This is a genomic window from Arthrobacter sp. P1_B9 (assembly GCF_056406495.1).
This window is the reverse complement of sequence record NZ_JBFUAA010000001.1, coordinates 206,125-226,888: the sequence shown is the minus strand read 5'-3', so window position 1 is coordinate 226,888 and position 20,764 is coordinate 206,125. Positions and strand designations below refer to the sequence as shown.

Genomic DNA, 20,764 nt, shown 5'->3' with positions numbered 1-20,764 from the left:
TGCACACTAGAGTGAATTTGTGAGTACCTCCGCTGGCTGGGACCGTCCCCGCACGTCCCTGTACACAGACCACTACGAGCTGACCATGCTGCAGGGCGCCCTGCAGTCCGGCGCGGCGCACCGCAAATCGGTCTTCGAGGCCTTCGCCCGGCGGCTCCCGGACGGGCGCCGCTACGGCATCGTGGCAGGCACCGGCCGCCTGCTGGAGGGGATCGCGAACTTCCGCTTCGGCGAGCCGGAACTGGACTACCTTCGCCGGACCAAGGTGGTCAACGACCAGACACTGGATTACCTGGCCGGCTACAGCTTTTCCGGCGACATCTGGGGCTATCCGGAGGGTGAGGCGTACTTTCCGAACTCCCCCGTGCTGATCGTTGAGTCCACGTTCGCCGAGGCCTGCATCCTGGAGACCTACCTGCTCTCCGTGCTCAACCACGACTGCGCCATCGCCTCTGCCGCCTCCCGGATGATCTCCGCGGCCGGGACCCGCCCGTGCATCGAAATGGGATCGCGCCGGACGCACGAGGAATCGGCGGCCGCCGCTGCCCGGGCCGCGGTCATTGCCGGGTTCGACAGCACCTCGAACCTGGAGGCCGGATTGCGCTACGGGCTGAAGACGGTGGGCACGGCCGCCCATTCCTTCACGCTCCTCCATGACACCGAGCGGGAGGCCTTCGAGGCCCAGATTGCCGCCTTTGGGCCGGACACCTCCCTGCTGGTGGACACGTACGACGTCGAAACGGCCGTCCGCACCGCCGTCGATCTCGCCGGGGACAAGCTGGGCGCTGTCCGGCTGGACTCGGGCGACCTCGTGGCCCAGGCCCAGTGGGTGCGCCGGCTGCTCGACGAGCTCGGCAACGACCACACCAAGATCGTGGTGACCTCAGACCTCGACGAATTCGCCATCGCGGCGCTGGCGTCCGCGCCGGTGGACTCCTACGGCGTGGGCACCTCGCTCGTGACCGGGTCCGGGGCCCCGACGGCGAGCATGGTCTACAAGCTCGTCAGCCGCACCGACGACGCCGGCGATTTCATCTCCGTCGCCAAGGCCGCCAAGAACAAGGCCAGCAAGGGCGGCCGGAAGTACGCGCTGCGCAAGCTCAACGAGCGCGGGACCGCCACGGCCGAAATCGTCGGCGTCGGCCATCACCCGGAGGACGACGGCAACGACCGTCCGCTGCTGCAGCAGTTCGTCAAGAACGGCGAGCTCCTCCCCGGGTGGACGGGCCCGGAGGGGGTCCAGCGCGCGCGCCGGCGCCACGCGGAAACCATGCGGGAGCTTCCCGCGGTGGTCAACCGGCTCCAGCGCGGCGAGGCGGCCATCCCCACCATCTACGAGGAGGACTGAATGTCCCGCGCCCTGATCATCGTTGACGTCCAAAACGATTTCTGTGAGGGAGGTGCCCTGGCCGTCCCCGGCGGGGCAAGCCTGGCCGGGGAAATCAGCGAGTACGTTGACGCCCACCACGGCCAGTTTGACCACGTCGTGGCCACCCAGGACTGGCACATCGATCCGGGTGAGCACTTCTCGGAGAAACCCGATCTCGTGGACAGCTGGCCGCGGCACTGCGTGGCGGGCACCCGCGGGGCCGAACTGCATCCCGATCTTGATCCCGAACACATCCAGGCGTACTTCCGCAAGGGCCAGTTCGCCGCGGCGTACTCCGGCTTCGAAGGGCTGCTGGCCCCCGAGGACGAAATCCCCACCGGCGACCGCCAGCCCGGCGCCATGCCCGTTACCGGCTCCGGAGACTCCGGAGACTCCGCAGACTCCGACAACACAGTGAGTTCCTTCGCCGGCAGTGATTTCGCCGCTGGCGAGGACGCGATCGGACTGGACGACTGGCTGCAGAGCCACGACGTCGAGGACATTGTGGTGGTGGGCATCGCCACGGACTACTGCGTCAAAGCGACCGCCCTGGATGCCGTCCAGGCCGGCTACTCCGTCACGGTGCTGCGCGGCCTGACGGTCGGCATTGCCGAAGACCTGGACGATGCCGTGGCCGAGATGGAGCTCGGCGGCGTCGATGTCCTCTGAGCCAGTAGACTCGAAATCCTTGCCCCATCGCCAGTCTTGCCATATTGACAGACCCGTAGAACCCCGGAGTACACCATGAAGAAGACCCTGACCGTCCTGATTGCCGCCGGAGCGCTGCTCGGCGCGGCCGGCTGCTCTGCCACGCCGCAGCTGACCAACGAGGAAACCTGCGCCCGGGTCAAGACCGTGGTCTCCGCCCAGTCGGCCACATCGGACAAGACCGGCATGACCCGGGTCGCCAACCAGCTGCGGCCCATCAAGGCGGCGGCATCCGAGGACCTCCGGGCCCCGCTGCAGACCATCATCGAATACTTCGACGAATCGGCCAAGCCCTCCCCGGACACCGCCAAGCTCGAGGACATGAAGGCCGACTACACCGCGGCAGGCCAGACCTACGGCCAGGTCTGCGGCGCCGGCCAGTAGCCGAAGCAAAGTTCACAGCAGAGTAAACAGCAGAGGGACCAGTTCACAGTGAACTGGTCCCTCTGCTGTTGCCCGGCGCCTATTGGACTGTGCCCATAACCCTCTGAGCCCATAATCCCCGGGCCATAACCCCGTGCCCATGACTCCCTGCGCGGGGCTACTTCCGGCCGATGAACCAGTCCTGGAGTTTGCGCAGACGGGTCTGCAGCTGTTCCTCGTTGGCCTGGGCGACGGCCGGGCCGCCGCAGACGGTCCGGAGCTTGGTGTGGATGACGCCGTGCGGGGTCCCGGTGCGGGCCGACCAGGCCGCGACGTTTTTGGCCAGCTCGGTGCGCAGGTCCATGAGCATCCGGTGGTCCGGCACGGCCGGGGCCGCAGCCGCGGCTGCCTCAGTCTGCGGGGAGCGCCTGTTCTTCCGGTTCAGCTGCTCGTGCTGGCGCTGGCGCAACAGCGTGCCGACCTGTTCAGCGTCCAGCAGGCCCGGGATCCCGAGGAAGTCGAGCTCGTCCTCCGAGCCCACCTCGCCGCCGGTGCCGAATTCGCCGCCGTCGAAGAGCACCCGGTCAAAGGACGCCTGGGAGTCGAGGGCCTCGAACTTGCCCTTCATCAGGGAATCGGAAGCCTTCTCCTCGCGGTTCGCCTCGTCCATGAGCGAATCCTCGGGATTGAAGAGGCCGTCGCTGTCTTCCTTCTCCGGGCGGTCCAGGGCGTGGTCGCGCTCGGCCTCCATCGAGTTGGCCAGGGCCATCAGCTGCGGCACCGAGGGCAGGAAGACCGACGCCGTCTCGCCGCGCTTGCGGGCACGCACGAAGCGCCCCACGGCCTGGGCGAAGAACAGCGGGGTGGAGGTCGAGGTGGCGTAGACGCCGACGGACAGCCGCGGAACGTCCACGCCTTCGGAGACCATCCGGACGGCCACCATCCAGCGCTTCTCGCTGGCGGTGAATTCCTCGATCTTGCTGGAGGCCTTGGCGTCGTCGGAGAGGATGACGGTGGGCGATTCGCCGGTGATCTTCTTCAGCTGGCCGGCATACGCGCGGGCGTCCTCGTGATCGGTGGCAATGACCAGGCCGCCGGCATCCGGGACGCTGCGCCGGACCTCGCTGAGGCGTTTGTCCGCGCCGGCCAGGACGGCGGGGATCCATTCGCCGGCCGGGTTCAGCGCGGTGCGCCAGGCCTGGGATGTGATGTCCTTCGTGACGGCCGACTCCCCGAGCGAGGCGGCCATCTCGTCCCCCGCGCTGGTGCGCCAGCGCATTTGGCCGGAGTACGCCATAAACATCACCGGGCGGACCACGTGGTCGCGCAGGGCCTTGCCGTAGCCGTAGGTGTAGTCGGCCTTGGAGCGCCGGATCCCGTCCCGGTCCTCGGCGTACTCCACGAACGGGATGGGCGAGGTGTCCGAGCGGAACGGGGTGCCCGTCAGGGAGAGCCGCCGGGCCGCCGGGTCGAACGCCTCACGGAGGCCGTCACCCCAGGACAGGGCCTCGCCGCCGTGGTGGATTTCGTCCAGGATCACCAGCGTGCGGGCGGCTTCGGTCTTGGCCCGGTGCAGCATGGGCTTGCTGGCCACCTGGGCATAGGTCACGGCGACGCCTATGAACCCGCGGCCGTGCTGGCCGTCGGCATTCTTGAAGTTCGGGTCGATCGCGATGCCCACCCGGGCAGCGGCGTCGGCCCACTGGCGCTTGAGGTGGTCGGTGGGCGCCACGATGGTCACGCGGTTGACCACCCCGGAATCGATGAGCATGGACGCCACGCGCAGGGCGAAGGTGGTCTTACCCGCGCCGGGGGTTGCGACGGCGAGGAAATCCCTGGGGTGGGTGCTGAAGTAGCTGTCCAGCGCTTCCTGCTGCCAGGCGCGCAGCTTGGGGGCGGTGCCCCAGGCGGCCCGCTCGGGATAGGCGGGGGGAAGCGTGGGTCCGCCGAAAAGTGTCTCCGTCATTAAGGCGCCCTCCATCCGCGCATGGCTGCAGCCGACGGAGAAACCCAATTAAGCACAAAAACACCAATCTTTTTGGATGGACCGTAAGGCAGTACCCGGACAGCATGGACCGGCAATCAGGAAAGCAGAAAATCAGGGGCGCGACGACGCGCCGCCATAGGGAAGCACCGTCCGAAGACGGCTAACGGAACCTGTTGGTTCCGTTGATTGCCCTTACTTGTCGCCGGAGCCCTTGCCGCCGTCGTTTCCGGGGCGCAGGCCCTCGTAGACTTCCTTGCATTCGGGGCAGACGGGGAACTTCTGCGGATCCCGGCCCGGAGTCCAGACCTTGCCGCAGAGCGCGATCACCGGTTCACCGGTCAGCGCGGATTCCATGATCCTTTCCTTGCGCACGTAGTGCGAGAAGCGCTCCCGGTCACCGGGCTCAACTTCCTGGCGCAGTTCCTCGCGCTCGATCGTGGCCGTTGACGTCCCGGCTCCGGAGAGCTCGCGCATCGGATCGTTTTCGAGAGGATCGGTCATGCTAGTCATGACACCCATCTTAGCCGTTGGAAGGGCGCTGCCGGACCTGCGGGGTGCCGGCGGCGGGGCCTAGAGGCCCTGCCAGGCGGGTTTGTGGTCGTAGCTGTGGCGGTAGTAATCCGCCAGCCGCAGCGACGACGCCGCCGCCTCGTCCAGGAGGATGGTGGCGTGCGGGTGCAACTGCAGCACGGAGGCCGCACAGATGGCGGCGACGGGGCCCTCCGCGAGGTCCCGGACGGCCTGGGCTTTTTGCGCACCGGTGGCGATCAGGATCACGTGGCGGGCATCCAGGATGGTGCCCAGGCCTTGGGTCAGGACGTGGTGCGGCACGTCGGCCAGGCTGCCGAAAAACCGTGCGTTGTCCCGGCGTGTCTGCTCGATCAGGGTCTTGATCCGCGTCCGGGACGCCAGCGACGAGCCCGGTTCGTTGAACCCGATGTGGCCGTCCGTTCCGACGCCGAGGAGCTGGAGGTCCACTCCCCCGGCGTCGCGGATGGCGTCTTCATAGGCCCGGCAGGCCGCGGGGATGTCCGCCGCCGCGCCGTCGGGCACGTGGACGTTGGCCGGACTGATGTTCACCCGTGCGGTGAATTCGCGGGCGATCACCTCGCGGTAGGACTCCGGGTGGCCGGCCGGCAGCCCCACGTACTCGTCCAGGGCGAAGGCTCGGACCCGGCTGAAATCCAGTCCGGCGCGCTCGTGCCGCGCCGCCAGTTCGACATACACCGGCAGGGGCGTGGAACCGGTCGCCAGGCCCAGGACGGCGTCGGGCTTGCGGCGGAGAAGGGCTTCCACCGCATCCGCGGCAAGCGACGCGATCCGTTTGCTGCCGGGAAGGATGACAACTTCCATGATCCTGCCTTTACTGGCCTACGTGGTGTCCGAGTCTGCGCACTCCCAGCATGCACCCGTCAGCGGTTGACGGCCAGTTGTGCCAGCAGCTCCGGCGCCCGCCGGTCCAGCCATGCTCCGCCGGTCCGGACACCGACGGCGAAGAGCGTGAGACCGAGCACGGGTCCGAGGGCCAGCGTGATCCAGCCCGGCATGGAGCTGCCGGTGATGAACTGCGCGGCCACGAGCGCCGCCTCGGGCGCCACGAGGACCAGCAGCACGGCCATGCCGCCGAACTGCACGGCGAGGGTCTGGGCCACGTTGCCCGGCGGCTTCTTGAACGGGCTGTCCCCCGGGAGCGGGACGCTCACGGTGTAGCGCGCCGAGATCACCGAGGCCAGGCCCAGGCCGGTGAAGAGGACGCCGAGGCTGAGGCCCAGGACCGCGGGCAGCTTGTCCCAGTCGCCGGTGAAGAAGAACGGCCCGACACTGAAGAGGACCGCCACCGGCAGCGCGAAGCTCAGGCACGCCAGCGCACGGCCGAGCCGGTCGTCGGCGCCGCGCACCCCCGTTGCCACGTGCAGGGCGAAGGCGGTGCTGTCATAGGAGACATCGGTGGAGATCGACCAGGCCAGGAGGAAGGCCGTCAGCGGCCCGACGAACTGGAACGGGCCGTAAAACCCGCTCTGGCTGCCTTGGAAGAGGAACAGCACCGGCAGGAGCGGAACGACCACGAGCGCGCCGGCGTAGCGGGGATCGCGCAGCCAGTAGTACAGGGACCTCGCGGCGACGGCGGCGGCCGGTGTCGCCGGGAGCAGCCCGAACAGGCCCGTGCCGCCGGTCCGCCGCTTGGATGTCCCGGCATAGGGCGGGGTCACCAGGGCGCGCTGCAGCAGGAGCTTCCACGCCAGGGCCAGGCCCGCCAGGGTGGCCGCGGCGATGAGGAATTTCACGGCCGCGGCCGCGTAGCTGCCGGCAGCCAACTCGCCGCCGAGCGAGAAGGCCGCCCCGGCCGGCGTCCAGGACAGGGCCCGGGCCAGACCGGTCAGGAAATCGCCGGAACCGGCGATTCCCCTCGCGATGCCCGCCACAATGGGCCCCGTGAGCACGAGCGGGATGAGGAAGGCGACGGAGCTGATGTCCTTGAAGCGCCGGGAGCTTGCCAGTCCGGCCGTGGCCGTGGTCACGACCTTGGAGAGAACGATGCAACTCAGCACGCCCAGCACGGCACCGACGAGGGCGCCGGCTGCGGCCGGCAGGCTGCGGGACCAGGTGCCCACCGTGGCGAGCGCAACGAGTGAGGTTGCGAGACCCGGTATGCCGATCAGGCCGCCGAGCGCCAGCCCGGCCAGCAGCTTCGGCATGGGCACGGCAAAGGTGGTGAACCGGGCAGGGTCCAGCGTCAGGTCCGCGGCGGAGACAGCGACGGGAATGATGGCCCAGCCCAGCAGCGCCGTGGCGCCGCCCAGGACCACCACGGTCTGGGCGAGTTCAATCTCCACCCCGCGCAGGACGAACAGCCCGGCAACGCAAACAGCCACGATTCCCAGGGCATACAGGGCGCCGATCCCGAGGCCCACCAGCTGCCACGGGCTGCGCCGGACGCTGTTGCGCAGCAGGGTCAGCTTGAGCCTCAGAAGGTGCGCAACCATTCCAACCCTTCCGCGTGGTTCCGGCCGCCCACGAGCTGCACGAAGCGGTCCTCGAGGCTGGCGCCGGCGCGGACTTCCTCCACAGTCCCGGCGGCCAGGACCCGGCCGCCCGCGACGACGGCGACGTGGTCGCACATGCGCTGGACCAGGTCCATGACGTGGCTGGAGACGATGACCGTTCCGCCCGAGGAAACGTAGCGGTCCAGGATGTCGCGGATGTTCGCCGCGGAGATCGGGTCCACCGATTCGAACGGCTCGTCGAGGACCAGCAGCCGCGGGGCGTGGATCAGCGCCGAGGCCAGCGCGATCTTCTTGGTCATGCCGGCGGAGTAGTCCACCACCAGTGTGCCGGCGTCATTGGCCAGGTCCAGGGCAGCGAGCAGTTCCGCCACCCGCGACGCCACCATCTCCCGGTCCATCCCGCGCAGCAGGCCGGCGTAGGTGACCAGCTGCTCACCGCTGAGGCGGTCGAACAGCCGGACGCCGTCGGGCAGGATGCCCATCAGCTTCTTGGCCTCCAGCGGATGCTGCCAGACGTCGACGCCGTGGACCAGCGCTGTGCCGAAGTCGGGGCGCAGCAGGCCGGTCGCCATGGACAAGGTGGTGGTCTTGCCGGCCCCGTTGGGCCCGACCACACCGTAGAAGGAGCCGGCCGGAACGTCCAGGCTGATGCCGTCGACGGCGATTTTGTCGCCGAAGCGCTTGGCGAGGCCGAGCAGGGACAGGGCAGGCACCTGCAGGACAGCCGCCGGCGGCGAAGTCGGACCGGGCGGGGCTGGCTGTCCCTGCTGGCCAGGGGGTTGGAATGTCATGACGCCAGACTAACCGCCGGACGGCGCGAAAAGGATAGTCCGCAAGGCGTACGTTTTCACTCGCGGGAACCGCGCAGCTGTTTCTGGAATAAATGCCGGTTCTGGAATGAATGCCGGTTCTGGAATGGATGCCGGTTCTAGAACGAATGCCGGGGCATGGCGCGCTCGTACTGCGGCGGCCACGCGAGGTCATGGCCGAGCTCAAACGCGGCCCGCAGCCACCAGTGCGGATCCCGCAGGGCGGCACGGGCGATGAACACGCCGTCCGCCTGGCCGGTGGCCACCGCGTGCTCGGCCTGCCCGGCGGACGTCAGGAGTCCCACCGTGCCGGTCCTGACCCCGGTTTCGCGCCGGATCCGTGCGGAGAACCCGGTCTGGTAGCCGGGGCCTACGGGAATCTGCTGGTGGGCCACGGCCCCGCCGCTGGAAACGTCCACCAGGTCCACTCCGCGCTCGGCGGCGGCCGCGGCCATCCGGACCGAGGCGTCGGCCTCGATCCCGCCCGGCGCCCAGTCCGAGGCCGAGATCCGCAGCAGCAGGGGCATGGAGTCCGGGATGACCGCGCGGACGGCGTCCACCACGGCAAGCGTCAATCGGTTCCGGCCCGCCTCGTCCCCGCCCCAGCGGTCCGTGCGGTCGTTGACCAGCGGGCTTTGGAACTGGTGCAGCAGGTAGCCGTGCGCGCCATGGATTTCGATCGTGTCGAACCCGGCATCGACGGCCCGCACGGCGGACGCGGCGAAATCGGCGATCACGCCGTCGATCTGCGCTTCCGTCATGGCCGACGGCGGCGCGTAGCCGTCGAATGCGCCGGTGCCAGGACCCACGGTGTCCCAGCCGCCCTCGGACGCCGGCACGCTGCCCACCTTGCCGGAGAACGGCCAGTAGGAGGACGCTTTCCGGCCGGCGTGCGCCAGCTGGGTGCCGATCTTGGTCTCCGCGGTGCCGTGGCGGTGCACGAAGGCGGTGATGCGTTCCCAAGCCGCGGCCTGGTCGTCGTTGTAGAGTCCGGCGTCGCGGGGGCTGATCCTGCCCGCGGCGTTGACGGCGTTGGCCTCGGTGAGGACCAGGGCCGCTCCCCCGGTGGCAAAGGAGCCCAGATGCATCAGGTGCCAGTCTGTGGGCACGCCCTCGCCCGTTTCGGGGTCGCAGCTGTACTGGCACATCGGGGACACCCAGCCACGGTGCTGCAGCCGCAGTGACCTTAGATCCAGCGGCGCAAAGAGTGCCGATCCCACTAGAACAGCACCCGGGCCAGCCCCTGGCGGGCCTTGGCGACGCGCTCGTCGCCGGTGCCGACGACGTCGAAGAGTTCAAGCAGCCGGACCCGGGCGGTCTCCCGTTCCGGGCCGAAGTTGCGGCCAATGAACGTCACGATCCGGCCAAGGCCGTCCTCGATGTGGCCGCCGGCGATATCCAGGTCCGCAACCCCGAGCTGGGCCTCTAGGTTGTCCGGTTCGTCGGCCGCGAGCCGGCGCAGGGCATCTGCCTCGGGCCCGGAGAGGGCCTGCAGGCGATCCATCAGTTCCACCTGCGCCAGGCCGGCCTTGGCCTCCGCGTCGGCGGGCATCTCGTTCAGGGCCTGCCGGTAGGCGGCGGCCGCGGCCGCGTAGTCGCCGGCCTCGATCGCATCGAACGCCGCCTGGTGCAGCGGCGGCAGCGGCGGCGCCTCCGGTTCCGCGCCAACCGGGCCGCCGGCGCCGATCCGTCCGGTCACGCCGTTGGTGGCCGCGACCTTGAGAAGTTCATCGAACAGGCTGCGTACCTGCTGTTCGTCCGCGCCTCCCTGGAAGAGCGGCACGGGCTGGCCTTTGACCACCGCGACGGCGGTCGGCACGGCCTGCACCTGGAACGCCTGGGCAAGTTCCGGGAACACGTCGATGTCCGCGGCCCCGAGGACCAGCCGGCCGTCGTAGCTCTCGACGATGCCTTCAAGGACGTCCACCAGCTGGCCGGAGCCTGGCGAATAGGAGGCCCAGAGCGCGATCACCACAGGCACCTGGGCCGAGAGGTCCACGAGCTCCTGGAAGTTGCCCTCGGTCACATCCACGCGCAACGGCCGGCCCGCGTGGTCGGCCGGGCCGGATGCCGGGGCCGCCGGGGCACCGGCAGAACCGGCGGACCCCGCCGGGCCGGGGGCTGCGGCGCCGGGACGGGAAGGTCCCGGAGAACTCGGTGCCGGCCGCTGTTTCAGGGCGGAGAGATCGACGGCGCCGCGCAGGTTCAGCGGGCTGGCGGCAACTGGCGGGACCGGGCGGGAAGCTGGCGTAGTCATAGCTCCACTCTAGCCATTGAAGTCCCGCCCGGCGCCACCATGCCCGCCGGCGAAGGCTACTTGAAGGACGCCCCGACCAGGCCGCGGGTGGCGGCCACGAGCTTCATCGGGTCCGTGGAACCGGCCGGCGGAACATAGACAGCCACGGACTCTGCGAAGTCCAGCACCATGCCGGTGCTGGTCTCCTTGCCGCCAGCCAGGGCGGCCGCGTCGTCGCCGATGGTGAGCTTGTCCCCGTCAGCCTTCGGAGTGCCGTCGAACGAGAAGTTCAGCCGTCCCAGGACCAAGGCCCCGCCGTCAGCGGTTCGGAACACGACAGTGTTGTCCGCCGCCGCCTTGTGCGTGAAGGCGAAGGTGCCGTTGACGCCTGATTTGACGACGTCGGCCTGGTAGGCGAGGGTGTCCGCGATGTACGGGGAGGACTGGCCTTCGACGAGCTTGTCCTTGAAGGTGGAGTCGGCCTTGGTCAGGCGGTCACCGAGCCCGGCGAGGGCTTCGTCGCCGCTGTACGCGAGCCCGGTCTTGTCCGCGGGCGCCAGCGTCTCCGTACCGGCCCGGCCGATCCCCGGGAAGGTGGCACCCGGCTGCAGCGGGGTGCTGCTGACCAGCTTGTAGTTATCCCGCGGGGAGTCCTGGGTCAAGGTCAGCAGCTGCGGGACGACGTTGCCCTCGCCCTGCGTCACGGCCATGACCGAGCGCGGCCAGCTGCGCTTGTTAGTGACCACGGTGGTCAGCAGCTTGGTGGAGCGGACAGGCATGCGGGCCTCGTAGGAACCGACCTGCGAGCGGATCTTGTAGTTCTGTGTGCGCACCTGGAGCTCGGACTTGGCCACCCGCGGCGCCAGCTTGGCGGCGTCCTTGGCAGCGTCTCCTGCATCGACGGCACCGGCAACCTGTTCCAGGACGCGGCGGAACTGCGCGTCCAGCAGCACCGGCGCGTCGCCGGTCTGGCCCTCACTGCCCGGGGTCGCGGCGTCGGAGGCCGGGGCACCGGAGGCGGGAGCACTGGAGGCCGGGGCACCGGAGGCCGGAGCACTGGGCGGCGGCGCGGGCGTCTGGCTGGCCTGGGCGGCCACTGACGTTCCGGCGACGGCGGCGGCGGTCAGCACTGCCACCACGATGCCGGAACGGCGCACCGTGCCGGAGCCCTTCTTCTGGCCGGCTGCTGCTTTCTCCGGCGCTGTTTTTTCCGGGCCTGTTTTCTCCGGCGTGGCCGGCTGCGGTGCAGTTTCGGGTGCGGGGGTGCCGGGTGCGGCAGGATCCTGGGTGCTTTCCGTCGAGCCGTTGTCCCCGCGGCGTGCCGCGGCCTTGGCCTGCGCGCGGCGGGCGAACGTGCTGCCGCCGCCGGTGCCGCCCCCGGTGCGGTTGCCTGACTTCGGCTTGAGGACCAGCAGCGCCCCGCCGGCAATGATCAGCAGGCCGCCGAGCACCATGAGCGGAATGGCCCAGGGCGTGGAGGTGTCGTTCGGGAAAGTCATCGTGATAGAGCCCGGGGCGGGCTTGGTGCCGTCCGCGGCGAGGAGCAGCGACCAGTCGCCGTCGGCCGGCGCGTTCCACGAGTAGTCCATTTCGCCGGTGGCGTTCTCGGTGGTGACCCAAAGATCCGATCCGGCGGGCGACGGCGCGGTAGCTTCGCCGTCGGTATGCGTCAGCTGCAGCGCCTTGCCGTCCTCGGAGACGCCGGCGACGGTGTTGTGGGCCGTCTTACCCACCCAGGCGTCGACGTCGTCCGGGCGTCCCGCGGCCAGCAAGAAGGCCCCTTCACCCTTGACCGTGATCTTCACGGTCCCGGGGTGCAGAGTCTTCAGCTTCTGGTCGAAGACGGTCAGCGGCGCGGCGGTGCCGGTCGGAGCGGTGGCCGTAATCGTCTCCGGGGGAGCCCAGAACGTCTTCTGGCCAATCCCGGCCAGGAGTGTCAGGAGGCCAAGCAGCACCAGGGCGACTGCAGTCTTGAAACGCAAAATACTACCTATCATCAGCGGACAGTTAGCTTCAATAGTAACCATTTTGTTACCCGCGAGTCAGATCGGGGACCCGGACGGCCCCCGGCGGCGGTGCCCCCGGGGGCGTTCTTCCCCTCTGGTGACAAGCCTGCTGATAGTGTTTGCGGTGATCATCACACCAGTGCCGCCAGTGTGGCGCAGCAAGGAATTAAGGGCATTTAACGCAGTGACTGAACATACGGATTCGTCCTCCGCCGGACCAGAAGAAGCGCAGGAATCCGACAGCCAGGAACCCGGCCCCGAACAACCCGTTTCCAGTCCCCGGCCTACAACCTCCCGGCCCCGGATTGCCGCGGCAAATGTCCTTCTGTCCGCGGCCCGGCGCCTGCGCCAGCCCCTGCCCGGAGCCCAGCCGAGAATCCGCTTCGAGATGCCCCCGGAGCATGAGGCCGGGGACGCGGAGACGTCCGCGGCCGATGCCCGCTTCGGCAGTCCCGGTCCGCGCATGTCGGCCCAGCACCCCTTGTACATGGGCTTCATGGGCACGGTCGGCGTCGGCTTCGCCCTCCTGGTCTACTGGATCGGATCAAATACGACGCAGCTGCTTTTGTGGATCATCACGGCGCTCTTCATCACCCTCGGCCTGGACCCGGTAGTGCGGTGGCTCGAACACCGGAATGTCCCCCGCGCCGCCGGCATCCTCCTGTCCGTGTCCACCCTGGCACTGGGCGTCGCCGCATTTTTCGCCACCCTGATCCCCACGATCGTGCAGCAGGTGACGCAGATCGTGCAGCAGGCGCCCAAGTGGGTCCAGGACTTCATTGACTCGGACTTCTTCCGGAGCATTGACAGCCAGTTCGGCATCCGGGACCGCATCAGCCAGGAGCTGGAGAAGTTCGTCAACAACCCGGACGCCATGGGCGGCATCTTCGGCGGCGTTGTGGGCTTCGGCTCCACCGTGGCAAACGGGATCTTCGGCGCACTGATCGTGCTGGTCCTGAGCCTGTACTTCCTCGGCGCCCTCCCTGCGATGAAGAAATGGGGCTACCGGCTCGCGCCGCGCTCACGGCGGGCCCGGGTAGAAGCCCTGTCCGAGGAAATCACCGGTTCGGTCGGCAACTACGTGATCGGCCAGGCCGCCGTGGCAGTGCTGAACGCGACGTTCGCGTTCATTGTGATGTCGATCATCGGAGTGCCTTTTGCAACGCTGCTGGCGTTCGTGGTGGCCCTGCTGGCCTTCATCCCCCTCGTGGGCGGCATGATTGCCGGGTGCCTGGTGACGCTCGTTGCCCTAACCGCCGGCTGGCAGACCGCGCTCGTCTTCGCTATCTGCTATTTCGCGTACCTCCAGTTCGAGGCCTACTTCATCTCTCCGCGGATCATGCAGAAGGCCGTGGCGGTCCCCGGCGCCGTCGCCGTCATCTCCGTGATCGCCGGCGGCAGCCTCCTGGGCGTCCTCGGAGCCTTGATCGCCATTCCCACTGCGGCGGCCATCATGCTGCTGGTCAAGGAAATCCTCATCGCGCGCCAGGACAGCCGCTGACGGGGCTCCCCTGTCGGGTTTTCGCACTGAGACAGGACAGCCGCACCGTGGTCCACGGTGCGGCTGTCCTGTTTCAGTGCGATTTTCTCTTTTTGCGCCGTTGGCGGCTCAGGCGTGTGCCGTGGCGACCGGCCCGTCCCATTCCTGCGGCAGCACCGTTTCGGCACCGCCTGTGGCGCCGCCGGGGATGACCTCGTCCACGATTTCGTTGAGAACCCGCCCGGCGTACTTCTCCCCCACCCACAGGTGTTTGGCGCCGTCGACCCCCACCACCTGCGCCTGCGGCACCAGCGCGAACCTCGCGGCCGCAGCCGCCGGCTGCAGGTAGTCGTCGTGCTCGGGGACCAGGACCTTCAGCGGCTTGCCGGCCTCGGCCCATTCCTTCAGGTGCACGTCTGTGGCCCGGTGCAGCGGGGGCGAGAGCAGCACAGCCCCCTCGATTTCCGAGGCGACGGGCTCGGCGGCGCCGTACATCAGGGCCAGCTCGGTGCCGAAGGACCAGCCGACCAGCCACCGGTTCGGCAGGCCGCGGTCCACGGCGAACTGCACCGCGGCCTCGACGTCGAGACGCTCGCCTATGCCTTCCTCGAAGGCTCCCCCGCTGGTTCCCCGCGGCGATGAGGTGCCGCGTGTGTTGAAGCGCAGGACGGCGATTCCCGCGAGGGCGGGCAGCCGGTAGGAGGCCTTGCGGTAGACGTGCGAATCCATGAAGCCGCCGTGCGTCGGCAGCGGGTGCAGCGTGATGAGTGTTGCCTTGATTCCGCCGGTTTCCGGGACGGCGAGCTCGCCCACCAGCCGGTGCCCGTCCGACGTGCGGAGTTCGACGTTCTCGCGGCGGGCCGGCAGGACCGTGGAGGCACGGATGGCAGTGGGAGCAGAGGGCTGGGTGAAGACGTAGGACGCGGGATCAAAGCTCATGCTGACCAGCTTAGCGATACCGGTAGCTCCGCGAAGTCCAGCAGTTGCTGTGCCAGTGGCGCCGCTCGGCGAGACCCGCGGCGGCGCCAAAGAGGTGGTCCTCGGACCAGACCACCAGGTGGGCGATTCCCGGCAGCACGGCGGTGGAGCAGCCAGGGCAGATGTAGGTCTTCTCGGCGCGGCCCGCGGTGATGGGGCGGACCATCCATTCGCCGTCCGGTGCGCTCTCGCGGCGGGCGAAACCCGAGCGGGCGCGCTCCAGGTCAAGTTCCGGCGCCGGGCCGTGCTTGGCTCCGGCGGCTTTGCTCTTTCCGGGCACTGTGCCCTTGCCGGAGCCTGTCTTCGCAGAACCGGCGCGGCGGGGTCGGTTGGAACGGGGCATGCCTCCATTCTGCCCCAGTCCGGCTGCCGCTCATTGCCGCCCCGCCAAGCCGCCGCCCGCGCAGGCGGTAGAGTTGACCGGGTGCGTTTAGTCATAGCCCGCTGCTCCGTTGATTACGTCGGCCGCCTCAAAGCCCACCTGCCGCTGGCCACCAGGCTGTTGCTGGTCAAGGCCGACGGTTCGGTCCTGGTCCATTCCGACGGCGGGTCCTACAAGCCGCTGAACTGGATGAGCCCTCCTGCGTCCCTGCGGGTCTCCACACCGGATGAGGTCGACGTCGAGGTCGGCGTCGTCGAACAGTGGACGGTCCAGTCGGCCAAGACCGATGACCGGCTCATCATCAACATCCACGAGCAGCTGCACGATACCTCCCACGAACTGGGCCAGGACCCCGGCCTGATCAAGGACGGCGTCGAGGCGGACCTCCAGCGGCTCCTGGCCGCCCAGATCGAACTGCTGGGCACCGGGTTCTCGCTGATCCGCCGGGAGTACTTCACCGCGATCGGCCCCGTGGACATCCTGGCCCGGGACGCGGACGGCGCCACCGTGGCCATTGAGCTCAAGCGCCGGGGCGACATCGACGGCGTCGAGCAGCTCACCCGGTACCTGGAACTGCTGAACCGGGACCCGCTGCTGGCCCCGGTCCGGGGAATCTTCGCAGCCCAGCAGATCAAGCCGCAGGCCAAGGTCCTCGCCAAGGACCGCGGAATCGACTGCGTGACCCTGGACTACGACGCCATGCGCGGCGTTGACGACAGCGAATCCCGGCTCTTCTAAGCACCCCGCGGCAGGCTTTCCGTGGCGGCGATTCGCGTTAAGACGTTCTTTGCACAATTTTTATGCAATTCTTCCGTTCGCCCGTTGACCTGACGCAAGTGTCATGAAATTCTTATACGAGTCTTTGTGTAGGTGTTTTTTCATGCTCGCAAGACATGTTGCGAGCGTGAAGCTCCTGCCGCCACGGTCCGTGAATCCGGTTCCGTTGCCAAAGGTTCTTCTCGCAGAGTGACCAAGTCCGGTGCGAAGTGCGCCGGATTTATTCAAGATCCACAATGAGGAGAAACAAATGGCTCAGGGAACCGTCAAGTGGTTCAACGCAGAAAAGGGCTTCGGCTTCATCACCCCGGATGACTCCGATGGCGATGTCTTCGTTCACTACTCCGAGATCCAGACCGGTGGCTTCAAGACCCTCGACGAGAACCAGCGTGTTCAGTTCGAGATCGGCCAGGGCGCCAAGGGCCCCCAGGCCACCGGCGTAACGCTGGTCTAGTCTGCCGTCGGGAAGTGCTTTAGGGCATTTCCGGCACCAGGAATGATCCCCGGCATTTGTGCCGGGGATCATTTTTTTGTGCATTCTTGGGCGCGGCGTTTCAGCTTGTCCGCATTGGCCCGGATGCATTCTTCAGCCGAATTCCGCACTAACCCCGGGCACTAACCCGCCGGGCCCTGCCTAACGCACCAAAGTGCGCAGCAGGCGGGCACTTTGCCGGACGGACAACCCGGGAAGGTACGCGCGGCTCAGGGCCCGGCCCATCGCCGGCAATTGCAACGGATCCTGGTAGTAGAGGTACAGCGTGCGGTAGTCCGGTTTGAAACGCGACTTGAAGGTTGCCAGCGAGCGGAAGCCGTAGACGGGTTCCAGGGCCCTGCCCACCACGTCCAGGATCCCGGCCAGCCCCTCCGGCCCGGCGTCGCTGCCGCCGGAGTCGCTGCCGGAATCGCCTCCGGAGTCGCCGCCGCCGGCACTGTCTCCGTCACGGTCCTTCGCCAGCGGCGAGCCGGACAGGGAGATCACCTCAACCGTGCGCTTGAGCTCCAGCACGGCGGAAGCAATGAGGAACTCCATGACACCGGGGAACGCGTCGCCGCGCCGGCGCATGAAGTCCAGGGTCCAGCTCACGAGCTGTCCGTCCGCGTACACCGGCAGCCAGCTCGTAACGCCCTGCACGCGTCCGGAAGCGTCCACCGCCAGGCAGCACAGCACCTCGTCGTCGTCGAGCTCGTCGATGCTGCCGAGCGTGAAGCCCATCTCCGGCACGTGCTTTTGCGCCGCCCATTCTTCGGAGACCTCGCTGAGCTGGGTCCGCAGCGGGGCCGGGAATTCGCTGTAGCGCCCCCATACGGCCTGGACACCGGTCTTCGCGGCACGGTTCAGGGCGGTGCGGACGTTTTGCCATTCCTTGCCCTTGAACTCGAGTTCGCGCACGGCGAGCCTGGTTTCCTGGGCCACGGCCACGCGGCGGAATCCGCGGGCCCGGAGCATCGGCCAGAGGCCGGCGGTGCAGGAGTAGAAACACGGGATCAGGGCGTGTTCGGCGCAGTAGCGCATGAAACCCGCCGCGGTCTCCTCGTGGAGGGCAGCGGATCCGAACGGGCCCGCCAGCGTCAGGGCCACGTTGCCGTGCTGCTGATAGGCCACGCCGCCGCGCCGGTCCGGCGTAAACCAGTATTTGTTCGGTTCCCAGAGCGCCATCCAGGACAGTGAGTCCCCGCCTTGGCGGATCAGGTCACGGGCCGTGTCCCGGTCCCCGGAGCCGACGTCGGTGCTGTGTCCGGTACCGTGCAGCCGCCGCCGCAGCACCAGCCAGACCGCCGCCAGGGCCACCCCCCAGAAGATGATGCCGGCATAGGCGAACAGAAATGACTCGACGGCGTTGCGGTTCTGGAACAACCGGCTGTAGGCGCCCGGAATGGGCAGCGGCAGGTACTGCCGGGCGAGTTCCGCCGCGAGGCCCAGCACTCCCCCGTCGCGGTCCATCCCGCCGGCGGCGAGCCAGGCCACCGAATAGGCCCCGGCGAGCACCAGCCACGTGCCCCCGACCACGATGCCCAGGATCCGCCTGGCCCGCGGAGCAGTCTCGACCCGGAACTGCCGGCGGTTAAGCCAGAGCAGCACAACGAGCAGCAACGGGACGGCCACGAGCGGAAGGACGCGGACGAAGCCGGAGCCCATCACGGCCGTGTGCGGCTGGCTGGCGTAGTGCGGAATCCGGGCGAACAGGGCCAGGTACACGGCGGCCAGGGCTGTCACGCCAAGCTGGACGATGATCGCGATCCGCAGGGCCAGGCGGCGGCCCTGCCGCATGCCGTCCGCACAGATCAACAGCAGGACCACCGGGACAACCGCCAGCGCAAGGCCCAGCGGACCGGCGAGTCCGGCGCGGCCGGCCTCCAGGCAGCTGACGTCCACCGTCCCGCCGCAGTTTTCCTCCAGCTGGCCCAGCGTGGGCAGCGGGTTCAGCACGACGTCGCGCAACAGGGCCAGGGGCCCGGTGGGGCTGCTGACGGCGGCCGTGAGGATCGGCCCCACCGCGAAGATCGCGACCGTGAGGGCCAGCAGGTTGCGGGTCTCGCGTCCGGTTGAACGGTGCCGGTGCAGGGTCCCCCGGTCGCCCTGGATCCACCAGCCCGCGGCCAGGCCGGCAAGGGCACCGGCGAGCCCAACCACTGTCTCCGGATGCCCGACGTAGAGCACCAGCAGCAGGGACGCGGACAGGCCGGCGGTCCGCAGCCTGCGTTGCCACAGCGTGGGCAGCAGGCCGCTGGCGGCCAGGGCCACGGCCAGGACGGCGGCGTAGGGGCCAATCAGCCGGGCGTTGACCATGAGCCCCAGCCAGCCGTCGCCGATATACCGGGCCAGCTGGGTAACCAGCAGGAACACCGTCACAGCAGCGAACTGGCCTACAAAGAAGAATACGGCCGTCCGCAGGGTCCCCAGATGCCGTTCAGCGAGACCCAGAAGCAGGAGGATCATCAGTGATGCGGCCAGGTAGGCCAGCAGGTTGGTGGCGAAGAACAGCGAGGTGAACAAGGACCACCAATGCCCCGCTTTCAGCCCCGAAGCGTTGACGGACGCTACAGGCAACAGGGCGTCGGGCGGGCCCGACAGGAAGCTGCCCGTCACGGCCCCGACACCGAGGAAGGCCGCGAGGACCGCCAGCGTGAAGGGTACGGCACGGAAGTGCGCCAGCGTCCGGCGCAAGCCCTGGCGCCAGACACCCTGCAACGGCGGGATCTCCGGCCCTGGGCCCGCCGCGGTCCGGTTACTCCCGGTCTTGGCCTGGCTCATGGCGCGATCCCCCAGCGTCGGGCCAGGAAGTCCAGGCCGCCGGGAAGGCCGCCGGATGCCACGTCCCAGGAGTGCCCAGCGTTGGCGATCCGGTGTGTTTCAACGCTGAACCCGGCACGGCGTGCCGCCTCGGAGAGCACGTCCATGTAGCCGGTGAACTGCGGATCGCGGTCTCCGGCGGCGAAATACACGCCGTGGCCGTCGAAGCGGTGTTCCGCCATGACGCGCAGCGGGGTCAGCTGGTCGAAGGCCGCGGCGTCGGCGCCGAAGGAGGCCTCAATGGTCTTGGCCCGCACCTTCGCGAGGGCCGGCTCCTCCTCGCTGGAGAAGGCCAGCGCCGCGCTGTAGACGCCGGGATGCCTCGTGACCATCTGCATGGCGCACGTGCCGCCGAAGGAGAAACCGCCCGCGGCCCACCGGCGGGGATCCGGGTCAACGTCGAGCGTGCGCTTGATCCAGTCCGGAACGTCCCGCGCCAGGAAGGTGTCCGCCTGGGCAATCCGGCTGTCCATGCACAGCGTGTTTCCCGACGCCGAGCCGTTGGGATCGACCACCACCGTTACGGGCGCCACCCCGGCGTGCTCCGCGGCGAACCGGTCGAGCCGGCTCCGGAGTGCGCCGCCAGTCAGCCAGTCGGCAGGACCGCCCGGCTGGCCGGAAAAGAGGACCAGCACCGGCAGCGCAGGCCGGGGGGAACCCAGGTAGGCCGGAGGGAGATAGACGTAGGCGTCCCGGCTCTGGAAGCCGGAGACGGTGCCCGGGATGACCGCCTTGCGGATGACGCCGTCGGGAAGGTGGTCCGGCGCCTGCCAGTTGGTGAGCCCGGTGGCGGCAGGGGCGCCGGCGGCGCGCGTCAGGCCGGCCTCGAGCGGCTGGATCCAGGCTGCGGCCGCTCCGGTGAGGTCGCCGACAGTGTGGTTCAGGCCGAAGTAGATGTTGATCTGGACGGCGGACAGCGCGAGGACGGCCAGGAAGGCGGCCGTGGCTGCTGCGCCTGAACGCCAGCGACGGCTACGGCCCGGATTAGTACCGGTCGGATTAGTGCCGGTCGGATTAGTGCCGGTCCGTCCGCGGCCCCAGAGTCCAAGCAGGCGCATGAGCCACAGCAGCAGGGCGAGGACGCCGGCAACGGACCAGGCCAGGGTCTCCCACGGCAGTTCGGCAGGGAAGACGGTGACGGCGTAGAGCAGGAACCAGTGCACGGCCGCGACGAGCGCCGCGGCGAGCAGGGTCATGACAGCCGCGACGGCCACGGCCGCGCCGGGAGCGCGGCGGCCCGTGCGCCGGAAACCCGTGTGCCGGAGGGCAACGTGAGTCAGGAGGTAGGCCAGGCCCGCCGCGGCGGCTGCCCACACGATCCACACCACCGGGCCGTCGACCAGGCTAAGGCCATCGAGGTAGTCCACCGGGG

The 20,764-nt window shown here is 68.8% G+C and carries 18 protein-coding genes; 6 read left to right on the top strand and 12 right to left on the bottom strand.

What is annotated here, in order from left to right:
* Positions 1 to 19: 19 nt before the first annotated feature.
* From AC1D1A_RS00985 to AC1D1A_RS00975, 3 genes are all read left to right on the top strand, one after another.
* Positions 20 to 1,348 carry a nicotinate phosphoribosyltransferase gene (locus AC1D1A_RS00985; protein WP_476858822.1) on the top strand — a complete coding sequence of 443 codons (1,329 nt, stop codon included), beginning with the start codon at positions 20 to 22 and terminating at the stop codon, positions 1,346 to 1,348.
* The gene (locus AC1D1A_RS00980; RefSeq protein ID WP_476946931.1) at positions 1,349 to 2,038 is read left to right on the top strand and encodes an isochorismatase family protein; all 690 of its coding nucleotides are present in this window, start codon (positions 1,349 to 1,351) and stop codon (positions 2,036 to 2,038) included.
* 75 nt (positions 2,039 to 2,113) lie between these two features.
* A complete protein-coding gene (locus tag AC1D1A_RS00975; RefSeq protein ID WP_223915998.1) occupies positions 2,114 to 2,461 on the top strand; it encodes a hypothetical protein in 348 nt (115 codons plus the stop codon).
* Between the two features lie 157 nt (positions 2,462 to 2,618).
* On the opposite strand, the gene AC1D1A_RS00970 is transcribed toward AC1D1A_RS00975, so the two are convergent.
* The 8 genes from AC1D1A_RS00970 to AC1D1A_RS00935 form a co-directional block, all read right to left on the bottom strand.
* A complete protein-coding gene (locus AC1D1A_RS00970; RefSeq protein ID WP_476946930.1) occupies positions 2,619 to 4,406 on the bottom strand; it encodes a DEAD/DEAH box helicase in 1,788 nt (595 codons plus the stop codon).
* A gap of 213 nt (positions 4,407 to 4,619) precedes the next feature.
* A complete protein-coding gene (locus AC1D1A_RS00965) occupies positions 4,620 to 4,937 on the bottom strand; it encodes a DUF3039 domain-containing protein (protein ID WP_476946929.1) in 318 nt (105 codons plus the stop codon).
* Positions 4,938 to 4,997: 60 nt separating this feature from the next.
* On the bottom strand, positions 4,998 to 5,780 hold the full coding sequence (gene nagB, locus AC1D1A_RS00960) for a glucosamine-6-phosphate deaminase (RefSeq protein WP_230008509.1): 783 nt from the start codon (positions 5,778 to 5,780) through the stop codon (positions 4,998 to 5,000).
* 59 nt (positions 5,781 to 5,839) lie between these two features.
* A complete protein-coding gene (locus AC1D1A_RS00955) occupies positions 5,840 to 7,411 on the bottom strand; it encodes a transporter (protein ID WP_476946928.1) in 1,572 nt (523 codons plus the stop codon).
* A complete protein-coding gene (locus tag AC1D1A_RS00950) occupies positions 7,393 to 8,223 on the bottom strand; it encodes an ABC transporter ATP-binding protein (RefSeq protein ID WP_476858825.1) in 831 nt (276 codons plus the stop codon). The genes AC1D1A_RS00955 and AC1D1A_RS00950 overlap by 19 nt, the downstream gene beginning before the upstream one ends.
* Before the next feature lie 137 nt (positions 8,224 to 8,360).
* Entirely contained in the window at positions 8,361 to 9,461 is a 1,101-nt protein-coding gene (locus tag AC1D1A_RS00945; protein ID WP_230008676.1) for an NADH:flavin oxidoreductase/NADH oxidase, read from the bottom strand.
* Entirely contained in the window at positions 9,461 to 10,498 is a 1,038-nt protein-coding gene (locus AC1D1A_RS00940; protein ID WP_476946927.1) for a co-chaperone YbbN, read from the bottom strand. Before AC1D1A_RS00940 ends, AC1D1A_RS00945 begins: the two co-directional genes overlap by 1 nt.
* A 56-nt stretch (positions 10,499 to 10,554) precedes the next feature.
* Positions 10,555 to 12,474, bottom strand: coding sequence for a hypothetical protein (locus AC1D1A_RS00935; RefSeq protein WP_476931240.1), 1,920 nt, complete (start codon positions 12,472 to 12,474; stop codon positions 10,555 to 10,557).
* A gap of 193 nt (positions 12,475 to 12,667) precedes the next feature.
* On the opposite strand from AC1D1A_RS00935, the gene AC1D1A_RS00930 reads away from it, so the two are divergent.
* Entirely contained in the window at positions 12,668 to 13,984 is a 1,317-nt protein-coding gene (locus AC1D1A_RS00930; protein WP_374706739.1) for an AI-2E family transporter, read from the top strand.
* 108 nt (positions 13,985 to 14,092) lie between these two features.
* Here the strand turns inward: AC1D1A_RS00930 and AC1D1A_RS00925 are convergent, their stop codons facing one another.
* Complete coding sequence (locus AC1D1A_RS00925; RefSeq protein WP_476946926.1) at positions 14,093 to 14,902, bottom strand: alpha/beta hydrolase; 810 nt, start codon at positions 14,900 to 14,902, stop codon at positions 14,093 to 14,095.
* A gap of 10 nt (positions 14,903 to 14,912) precedes the next feature.
* Positions 14,913 to 15,284 carry an ATP/GTP-binding protein gene (locus AC1D1A_RS00920; protein WP_476848852.1) on the bottom strand — a complete coding sequence of 124 codons (372 nt, stop codon included), beginning with the start codon at positions 15,282 to 15,284 and terminating at the stop codon, positions 14,913 to 14,915.
* 81 nt (positions 15,285 to 15,365) lie between these two features.
* On the opposite strand from AC1D1A_RS00920, the gene nucS reads away from it, so the two are divergent.
* Both nucS and AC1D1A_RS00910 read left to right on the top strand, forming a co-directional pair.
* Positions 15,366 to 16,061: an endonuclease NucS gene (nucS, locus tag AC1D1A_RS00915; protein ID WP_026266819.1), complete on the top strand. Its 696-nt coding sequence runs from the start codon at positions 15,366 to 15,368 to the stop codon at positions 16,059 to 16,061.
* 289 nt (positions 16,062 to 16,350) lie between these two features.
* Complete coding sequence (locus tag AC1D1A_RS00910) at positions 16,351 to 16,554, top strand: cold-shock protein (protein ID WP_011692441.1); 204 nt, start codon at positions 16,351 to 16,353, stop codon at positions 16,552 to 16,554.
* Between the two features lie 180 nt (positions 16,555 to 16,734).
* Here the strand turns inward: AC1D1A_RS00910 and AC1D1A_RS00905 are convergent, their stop codons facing one another.
* Both AC1D1A_RS00905 and AC1D1A_RS00900 read right to left on the bottom strand, forming a co-directional pair.
* A complete protein-coding gene (locus tag AC1D1A_RS00905; RefSeq protein WP_476887885.1) occupies positions 16,735 to 19,353 on the bottom strand; it encodes a bifunctional lysylphosphatidylglycerol flippase/synthetase MprF in 2,619 nt (872 codons plus the stop codon).
* Positions 19,350 to 20,759, bottom strand: coding sequence for an alpha/beta hydrolase (locus AC1D1A_RS00900; RefSeq protein ID WP_476946925.1), 1,410 nt, complete (start codon positions 20,757 to 20,759; stop codon positions 19,350 to 19,352). Before AC1D1A_RS00900 ends, AC1D1A_RS00905 begins: the two co-directional genes overlap by 4 nt.
* Positions 20,760 to 20,764 lie beyond the last annotated feature (5 nt).

Bases quoted from the DNA above. Each gene is read 5' to 3' on its own strand.
- AC1D1A_RS00980 (WP_476946931.1), top strand. From the start codon at position 1,349: ATGTCCCGCGCCCTGATCATCGTTGACGTCCAAAACGATTTCTGTGAG.
- AC1D1A_RS00975 (WP_223915998.1), top strand. From the start codon at position 2,114: ATGAAGAAGACCCTGACCGTCCTGATTGCCGCCGGAGCGCTGCTCGGC.
- AC1D1A_RS00970 (WP_476946930.1), bottom strand. From the start codon at position 4,406: ATGACGGAGACACTTTTCGGCGGACCCACGCTTCCCCCCGCCTATCCC.
- AC1D1A_RS00965 (WP_476946929.1), bottom strand. From the start codon at position 4,937: ATGACTAGCATGACCGATCCTCTCGAAAACGATCCGATGCGCGAGCTC.
- nagB (WP_230008509.1), bottom strand. From the start codon at position 5,780: ATGGAAGTTGTCATCCTTCCCGGCAGCAAACGGATCGCGTCGCTTGCC.
- AC1D1A_RS00955 (WP_476946928.1), bottom strand. From the start codon at position 7,411: ATGGTTGCGCACCTTCTGAGGCTCAAGCTGACCCTGCTGCGCAACAGC.
- AC1D1A_RS00950 (WP_476858825.1), bottom strand. From the start codon at position 8,223: ATGACATTCCAACCCCCTGGCCAGCAGGGACAGCCAGCCCCGCCCGGT.
- AC1D1A_RS00940 (WP_476946927.1), bottom strand. From the start codon at position 10,498: ATGACTACGCCAGCTTCCCGCCCGGTCCCGCCAGTTGCCGCCAGCCCG.
- AC1D1A_RS00935 (WP_476931240.1), bottom strand. From the start codon at position 12,474: ATGATAGGTAGTATTTTGCGTTTCAAGACTGCAGTCGCCCTGGTGCTG.
- AC1D1A_RS00925 (WP_476946926.1), bottom strand. From the start codon at position 14,902: ATGAGCTTTGATCCCGCGTCCTACGTCTTCACCCAGCCCTCTGCTCCC.
- AC1D1A_RS00920 (WP_476848852.1), bottom strand. From the start codon at position 15,284: ATGCCCCGTTCCAACCGACCCCGCCGCGCCGGTTCTGCGAAGACAGGC.
- AC1D1A_RS00910 (WP_011692441.1), top strand. From the start codon at position 16,351: ATGGCTCAGGGAACCGTCAAGTGGTTCAACGCAGAAAAGGGCTTCGGC.
- AC1D1A_RS00905 (WP_476887885.1), bottom strand. From the start codon at position 19,353: ATGAGCCAGGCCAAGACCGGGAGTAACCGGACCGCGGCGGGCCCAGGG.